Origin of the sequence: Halalkalibacter wakoensis JCM 9140, from assembly GCF_000513095.1 — a bacterium.
GTDB classification, from domain to species: domain Bacteria; phylum Bacillota; class Bacilli; order Bacillales; family Bacillaceae_D; genus Halalkalibacter; species Halalkalibacter wakoensis.
In genome coordinates this window covers 1-8,818 of sequence record NZ_BAUT01000108.1, presented here as the reverse complement: position 1 = coordinate 8,818, position 8,818 = coordinate 1, and the positions used below count along the sequence as shown (strand labels likewise).

Sequence of the window (8,818 nt, the reverse complement as noted above, 5' to 3'; positions counted from 1 at the left end):
GTTGACCCCATTTATTGTCCGCACGCCCCCATTTATTGTCGCGCCCCCCCCAAAAACACAAAAAAATCCCCCGCTGCCCAACAAGACAACAGGGGAACCACTTCATAAATTAACTTGTCACCAACACATTTCTCCATCCACCTAAAGCGGTAATGTCTTCTGCCTCATCAGCGCATATGCTTGGCAGATAAAGCCTGGCACTTCAGATCCATCCTCTAACTCCACTTTTCCGATTCCAAGTGGTTCAGGAATCGATGCAGCAAACGCTCCGAATGTTGATAATGGCATTTTCCAAATTTCCAAAGAAATCGCACCGCCGCCGCTCGCTTGTTTGATTAACCCGGGCTTTGCCGGTTCAGATGATAGTTTGATCATTTGATATTTAGGCGCCGTCACCGCTTCACGAACAAAAGTTGCCCGGCACTCGTTCATTTGTTTTTCTAAAGGAAAGCCTCGCATGTGCAAGCCACATACCGCGACAAAAGTCGTTGGCTCATCAGCTAACTCACTAAACGCATCGGCTGCTCCACATATCAACCCTTCGCTATCAGCAAGGCTAAACAGCGTAATGCCAAACGGCAAGTTTTCAGCTGCCTCGCCTGCTGGAATCGCCACCGCACATAAATCTAGCAAGTTACAGTGGTTTGTGTAACGCCCCATGTCACTGTTTGTGGCAATTGGGTTTTCTCTTACTTGATCGCGAGTCCACGTACCACCTGCAGTTGGCAGAACAAGCACTGCATCCCGAAACAGCTGTTTTGCTTTCAGTTTGTAAGCTTGCAATTGATGTTGAGCTGTAAAAACAGACGTGGCATCGTACTGACTTGCCGATCCTGAGCGAAGGACGTCCTCTGTTACAGGGAATGTCGCTCCAGGGTTCTCCTCAACAAAACGTCCAACTGCTGCCCAACGTTCTGCCACCATCGGCCCGTCATATAAAATTGCTGCCGCTTCGGATAAAAATGTCGTGTCGACATATTCAACTGGTAAACCTAGCTGCTTCACTTGCTCAACAGCACGATCCCACGCCTCACGATATTCGCTTGCAAATGGCCCGTAAAAATCAAGCGGATTTTTTGGCAAGATGATTTTTTAGGTAAACGAGATACCGGCTGAGCAAACTCTCTTGACCATGGATCTGCTTCCTCTACCCCTCTTGCTTGTTCATCAACGAGCATCGCCTCTTCTAGCGAATGTGCAAACACGGTTACACAATCAAGACTTGCACAAGCAGGAACGACACCTTTCGTTGACCACGCACCAAGACTAGATTTAAAGCCGACAAGGTTGTTCAATAAAGCAGGGATGCGCCCAGATCCAGCCGTATCGGTTCCTAAGCCAAATACCGCTTGGCCTCTTGCGACGGAGACCGCTGATCCGCTGCTAGATCCTCCGCTGATTAACTCTGGACGAAACGAATTATGCGTCTCGCCGTATGGACTTCTCGTACCAACAAGGCCTGTCGCAAACTGATCCAAGTTCGCTTTCCCAACCGGAATCGCACCCGCTTTAATCAATCGACCAACAACCGATGCATGCTCATTAGGTGTATACGCATATTCTGAACAGCCCGCTGTTGTCGGCGTTCCCGCAAGATCAATGTTGTCTTTGATCGCAAACGGAATGCCCCAAAGAGGGGAGCTCTCCTTAGAAAGAGAGTCCAATTTTTCTAAGTAAGGCTCAATCAACTCTAGCGATGGTGGAGTAATCCAAATGTTCATCTCCTCATCTTTAGCAGAACGCGCAATGATCTCTACAATTACGTCCCTTGGAGTAAGGTCATTTTTCTCGTAATGCTCTTGAAGCCATTCAATCGTTAGTTTTTCAGGAATAGGTACATTCATCACACCGACACCGCCTCTTCTTTTTCTTCTTTAATCCCCACAATAAGTTGCCCTGAGTGAACTTCTTCTCCTGGTTTGACGTAGACCGTTTCAACATAGCCATCACACGTCGCATGCTGCGGAAACTCCATTTTCATGCTTTCTTCGATTAGAAGGGTCTCGCCTTTTTTCACAAATTGACCAGTTTCTACGAGCACTTTCCAAACACTTCCTGGCATCGAGCAACGTACGCCGACAACCCCTTCTGGAAGAACTTCTTCTTCTGTTTCGACAGCGACTTCTTGTTCCGAAATGTATTCAGCAAGCCCTTGCGCCTTCCAGCTTTCGCGCTCTGCTTTAAACGCATCTTGTTGTTTTTTACGGAAAATGTCTATCTCGTCTTCAATTGATTCTAAAAACTCCAAGTACTCCCCAAGCTTAAACGTCGTTTCTGTAATCTCCGCTTCGAATCTTCCGCGTGGGAAGTCTTCACGAAGCTGCATCAGTTCATCCGCTCCGACTGGGTAAAATTGAATTTGGTCAAAAAAGCGCAGCAACCACGGCTTCCCTTTTTCGAAACTTTCTGTTGAGCGGAATTTGTTCCACATTTGAATCGTCCGGCCAACAAACTGATAACCGCCAGGACCTTCCATTCCATACACGCACATATACGCTCCGCCGATTCCAACCGCATTTTCCGGTGTCCATGTTCTTGCTGGGTTGTACTTCGTTGTTACTAAGCGGTGGCGCGGATCCATTGGGGTAGCAACCGGCGCTCCTAAATACACATCGCCAAGCCCCATGACAAGATAGTTAGCATTAAAGACAACATCTTTTACTTCATCTAAATTATTCAAACCATTAATTCGTCTAATAAACTCAAGGTTGCTCGGGCACCACGGCGCATCTGGTCTGACGTTTTGCTGATAGCGATCTGTCGCTAATTGCGTTGACGGATCATCCCATGAAAGCGGAAGTTTCACCACACGCGACGGCACTTCAATTTCCTCAAGTGGAGGCAGTGCACTATCAAGCTCCAAAATCTTTTCACACGCTTCTTGAACGGTAATTTGAGTTGGATCAATGTGCACCTGGAGCGAGCGAATGCCTGGTGTGATTTCAATGTATGGAACAAGTCCACTTTCTTTAATGGAATCCATCAACACTTGTGCTTGAAATCTTAGTTTTAAATCAAGCTCCATTTCTCCGTACTCAACGAGTAAATACTCATCTCCACAACAGCGGATCGTCATCGGGAAACGTCTGTTTTCTTCTTCATGAGCCAAGATCGGGTACTCAGATGTTAGCTCTCTTTTCGCTGGCAAGATACTTTCGACTCGAACGTCCTCACGCTCTCCAGCTCCAACTGCACTCAAGTTCGCCTCTTGTTTTTGACGAAGTTCGTTCGCATCTTCAAGCGTGAGCAACTCAAAACGAATTTTGTCGCCAGGATGAAGTTGCCCTAATTTCCAAAATTCCGCTGACGCTGTTGTTACCGGACATACAAATCCACCTAAGCTCGGTCCATCTGGCCCTAGTAAAATCGGCATATCTCCTGTTAAATCAAGCGTTCCAACCGCATAAGCATTATCATGAATATTTGATGGGTGAAGTCCTGCATCTCCGCCGTCTTCACGTGTCCAATTCGGAGCCGGTCCAACTAAACGGACGCCGGTACGTGAGCTGTTAAAATGAACTTCCCAGCTTGTTTCCGTTAATTGCGTCAAATAATCCGGTTGTAAAAATTCCTCTGTGCAGTGTGGACCAGGGATCACACCGATTCTCCACGTGTTCGTCATTTCAGGACGAGAAGGTACGTCTAATTCCTGCACCTCTTTTGGCTCTTCTGCCCCTTTATTCACATTGAGAACATCTCCCGGACGAAGCGCGCGTCCGCCGTGACCGCCAAAGCCACCAAGCGTAAACGTTGCCGCACTTCCTAGCGTAAGTGGCATATCAAATCCGCCCGCTACGAGTAGGTAACTGCGCATGCCTTCCTTCGCCTCACCAAACGTTAGCACTTGCCCTTTTTTCGCTAAAACTGGCTTATATAATGGAAGAGTTTCTTCATCTAATTGTGCTTGCATGTCAGCACCTGTAACACAAAACCACATGTCATTGCGGAATTTGTATGCTCCACCTTTTAGCGTTAACTCAAGTCCTGATGCGTTATCGTCATTACCAAGCAATTTGTTTCCAACCCTAAACGACAAAGGATCCATCGGCCCGCATGGCGGAACACCAACATCCCAGTGACCAACGCGGCCAGGCCAGTCTTGAACCGTTGTTTGAACGCCGCCATCTAATACTTCAATCGCATGTTCTGCTGGCTCAAATCCATTTAACAACTGTGTCCACACATTCCCCGCTTTGAATTCTTCTTCTATTAATAAGGCTTGCAAGTATTGTAGATTTGTCGTAATGCCGTAAAATCTCGTTTCCTCAAGTGCTGCGATCAATTTTTCAATCGCCTCTTTTCTCGATTCCCCGCGAACAATTACTTTTGCGAGCATCGGGTCATATAAAGAAGTAACGGTCACGCCGTCTCTGAGCCACGTCTCGATTCGCGCTTGATCCGAAAGTACGACCTTATCAATTTGCCCAGCACTTGGACGGAAATTTTGCAAGCAGTCTTCAGCGTAAATACGTGCTTGGATGCTATGTCCTTTAGGTTTTTCAACTAGTGTTGTTAACTCTTGAAGCTCATCGGCTGCTTCTTTGACCATCCATTCCACAAGATCAACGTCTAACACTTCTTCCGTCACACCGTGTTCCACTTGAAGTCTTGTATTCACTTCTAAAAAGTAGAATTCCGCTGTTTCTGGGTCATATAGAAACTCAACCGTCCCCGCACTGCGGTAGCCAACTTCCTGAGCTAAACGCTTGGATGCTTCAAACATTCTTTCGCGTACATCATCTGATAAATTCGGAGCAGGACTCTCTTCCACGACCTTTTGATTACGACGTTGAATCGAGCAATCACGCTCCCCTAGCGTCACGACTTCACCAAACGCATTTCCGAAAATTTGCACCTCAACGTGGCGCGCTTTTGCAATGTATTTTTCTAAAAACAATCCACCATTTTTAAAATTCGTTTCGGCCAAGTGACGAACGCCTTCGTACGCTTGACGCAATGCTTCTTCATCGTCACAAACGCGCATACCGATACCGCCGCCGCCTGCTGTACTTTTTAAAATAACCGGATAGCCAATTGATTTTGCTTCCACTAACGCTTCTTCAAGCTCTGAAATTAAGTTCGTTCCAGGTAGCAACGGAACATCCGCCTTCATGGCAATGTCTCTAGCCGAGTGTTTCAAGCCGAAGATTTCCATTTGTTCAGGTGTTGGTCCAATAAACGCAATCCCATGCTCACGGCAAGCACGAGCAAAATCAGCATTTTCACTTAAAAAACCGTACCCCGGGTGAATCGCCTCTACTCCTGTTTCAAGTGCTGTTTGTAAAATTAAATCGGTATTTAAGTAGCTATCTTTTGCCGGGCCTTCTCCTATTAAAACCGCCTCATCGGCATGATCAACATGCAAACTGTCTTGATCAGCTCCGTGTAAACAGCGACGGACGCTACACCCATTTTTTTCAATGTTCGCTCAATTCGAACGGCAATAGCACCACGATTTGCGATTAGAACCTTCTTAAACATATGAAAACCTCCACTCTCTTTTTATCAGTTTCTTCTATATATATGGGGTGACTACGCCTTCCCCTACTCTTCCCAAATTAAGACACGAACTGGTGTTGGGTTATACGCATTACATGGATTGTTTAACTGCGGGCAGTTGCTAATTAATGCTGCTGTTTTGCAAATTGATTTCATTTCCACATAACGTCCTGGCGCAGACACCCCGTCCGCAAACGTTAATCCTCCATCAGGTGTAACAGGGACATTCATAAAAAAGTTAATATTCGGCGCTAAATCACGTTTTTGATACTTCCCATCAAATTTTGCCATTTCAAGCATGAACGTATCACGGCAATTATGCATTGGGAGCGTATCATGGGAATAACGTACCGTATTACTTTGTGCCGAACAAGAGCCACCCAATGTATCATGACGTCCGCACGTATCCGCAACGATTTTTAACAGCTCTTTTCCAGACTCTGCTCGCAGCACCGATCCTGTCGATAAGTAAATATTGCTTTGGCCTGCAATCGTCGTGACCGCACTATAATGGTCTTCCGGATTGTTTGCATCGAAAAACAATGTATCCGCCGCTTGGTTTCCTTCCATATCCACAATCCTCAGAACTTGACCTGGCTCTAGTTCCTTCATCCAGCCATCTCCAGCTAAAATAACTTGATCGTAAATTGCATCCTCTATTTTCCGTTCGCTTTCTACTCGGTTAAAAACTGCCATATGATCTCCTCCTATTACTTTACTAGCGCTTCATATTCCCATGTATTTTCAAATGCCCGGCGGTTTTCCGGTCGGTGGTTTAAGCAATAATCATCGTCTTCTACTTGTTCAGCCGTAAGAATTTCGATTTGAACCGGCACTGACGGATAAGAGGTTCTTGGATCGAGTGGATTTGGTGTATTTGATAAAACAAAAAGCACATCCATTTCTGTTCTAAGCGTTACACTTGCTCCTTTTGGACAATGGTCCAAGACAAAATTCATATCGCCACTTTCATCACAAAATACTTTTGAAAATAGATTCACAACCGGAACGAGATCTCTTTTTCCAAGTCCATTTCTCACGAGCTCGACCGTGAAATTCTCTTCACCGCTGCGGTACCATTCGTTTCGGCTATCTTGATACGTTGTTTTTCCGTACTTGGAATCAGTGAGTTTTCTTGAAGTATAGCCACTAATCGAATCATGCCAACCGAGTGTATCTTCAACGATGGAAGCAAACACGCGCCCGTTGTCACTCATTAACACATGCCCGGTCGTTAAATGCGACGTGTGCTGGGCTTTTAATGTGTCCGGCATGTTGTAGCGCTCCGTTAAATCATTCGGGTTATACATCAATAAAGAAAGATTCGCTCCTTCTTCAAGAGCCGTAAATCGAACCAATTTCCCTTTGCTCACAACCCCTGACCATTTTCCTCCCGTTGGAATTTCTTTTCCCCATATTTGTCTGCTCATTCGTATAGCCTCCCTTTTAAAAATAAAAAAAAGGATAAAAACTTGGGAGAAGTCTCCCAGGCTTTTATCCTTCCGTGTAGCATGATGCACCTTGCATCTATGCCGCCTTCTCTCGGACCAGACTTGATTTTCATCAACGGAACCCTAGAAAGCATTTTCGTCCTTAACGCTGTTGTAAGGACCTTTATTCGATTGATCTTGATTACAGTCTAGAGCATCTCCCAACCTCCAACAACGACATTGTCAGAAAACCTAACGAACTTTTTGGAATTCACTCAATTTATGATTTTTTCTAAAAAAGCTGATAAATCTAAATAGTTTTAAAAACCTTGTGAGGTTTTATCACACACTTGTTGAAATCAACAATCATTTCAAACAAGAATTATCAACATAATCAAATTTTTCAAAAGCGAACTTGACGAAATGAAGGTCGTTATTTTTGCAAGATAATATATTTTCACTAAATCAAAGGGAGTTGTTTGAGGATGAATGAGGGAACCGAACTAAAACGAACGTTAACATTGTTTCAAGTGGTCATGCTAGGTCTTGCTTGGAACACACCGATGATCTACTTTTCTGTATTTGGAGTAGCTTATGAAGGATCTAGTGGATTTTTAACACCAGCGTATGCCGTTGCGGTGCTTGCTGTTTTGTTTACTGGCGCTAGTTATGCCGTTATGGCGAAAAAGCTTCCTATCTCAGGATCTGCCTACACATTCGTGAAGAAAACGATGAACCCGAAGCTTGGCTTTGTCGTTGGATGGGTGTTACTACTTAACTATCTGTTTGCTCCAATTATTGCGTGTATTACGTTTGGTATTTTCTTAAATGCTCAATTCCCATCAATTCCTCCATCTGTTTGGATTATCGGATTAACGGTTATTTTAGCGGTGATCACGATTTTCGGCGTCAATTCCTCTGCAAACATAAGTAGTATTTTCGTTATGCTGCAACTTATCTTTATAGTTGTCTTTTCTTTATTCATGATTCACGGGTTGCTAAACGGCGCCGGGACAGGAACGGTTTTATCGATGCAGCCATTCCTTGAATCAGAAATGTCTCTTTCCATTGTGTTAGCTGGAGCGTCGATCGTTATTTTCTCCTTCCTAGGGTTTGATACGATGACAACATTATCTGAGGAAACCATTAATCCGAAGAAAACGATTCCTCGAGCAATTTTCATTATGATTGCCATTGTCGGAGTCCTTCATGTGATTACGTCGTATTTTATTCAACTGATCGTTCCGAATTTCACGTTCCAAAACCCAGACTCAGCCGCTCTAGAGTTGGTTAGCGTTGTTGGCGGAAGCTTGCTAAGTTCATTTTTTATTACTGTTTTAATCGCAGCGATCTTCACACAAGGTCTCGCATCGGTTACAGCTGTCTCTCGATTGTTGTTCGTGATGGGACGCGACTCGATTTTACCGAAGAAATTTTTTGGCTATATTCATCCAAAGTACAAAACGCCCGTGTTAAACATCATCTTTTCTTCCGTTGTTGCGTTGCTTGCGATCTTCATTACCATTGACGTTGCATTAAGGTTTGTTAATTTCGGTGCTTTAACAGCTTTCTTCTTCGTAAATTTATGCGTGATTACGTTGTACTTTTCGAATAAAAAGAAAGGTGCCGAGCGCGCTACTTTCAAGAGCAAGTTCGTGAACTTGATTAGCCCACTGATCGGAGCAGCTTTTATCGCTTGGTTATTGTTCTTACTAGACTTGCCAACTCTCATCGGCGGATTCACATGGGTCGCCGTCGGCCTACTGTACCTCGCCTACTTAACAAAAGGCTTCAAACGACCACTACCAGAATCAGAAGCAAGCGAAAACATCATCATCAACCGACGACAAAAAAGCCGTATAATGAGGGGTGGGTCAGGGGGACAGGTT

At 44.8% G+C, this 8,818-nt stretch carries 3 protein-coding genes, 2 pseudogenes and 1 riboswitch; of the genes and pseudogenes, 1 reads left to right on the top strand and 4 read right to left on the bottom strand.

From position 1 onward, the window contains the following. Positions 1-109: 109 nt before the first annotated feature. The 4 genes and pseudogenes from atzF to JCM9140_RS20900 form a co-directional block, all read right to left on the bottom strand. Positions 110-1,844, bottom strand: a pseudogene (atzF, locus tag JCM9140_RS20915) (allophanate hydrolase). Continuing rightward, a pseudogene (uca, locus tag JCM9140_RS20910) lies at positions 1,844-5,481 on the bottom strand (urea carboxylase). Before uca ends, atzF begins: the two co-directional pseudogenes overlap by 1 nt. Positions 5,482-5,544: 63 nt before the next feature. Then, complete coding sequence (locus JCM9140_RS20905; RefSeq protein WP_034751256.1) at positions 5,545-6,195, bottom strand: urea amidolyase associated protein UAAP2; 651 nt, start codon at positions 6,193-6,195, stop codon at positions 5,545-5,547. Positions 6,196-6,209: 14 nt separating this feature from the next. After that, on the bottom strand, positions 6,210-6,929 hold the full coding sequence (locus JCM9140_RS20900) for an urea amidolyase associated protein UAAP1 (RefSeq protein ID WP_034751253.1): 720 nt from the start codon (positions 6,927-6,929) through the stop codon (positions 6,210-6,212). Positions 6,930-6,980: 51 nt separating this feature from the next. After that, positions 6,981-7,088: riboswitch (guanidine-I (ykkC/yxkD leader) on the bottom strand. 326 nt (positions 7,089-7,414) lie between these two features. On the opposite strand from JCM9140_RS20900, the gene JCM9140_RS20895 reads away from it, so the two are divergent. Beyond that, positions 7,415-8,818, top strand: a 1,404-nt coding sequence (locus JCM9140_RS20895; RefSeq protein WP_156314950.1) for an APC family permease, incomplete at its 3' end; no start/stop codon positions are given.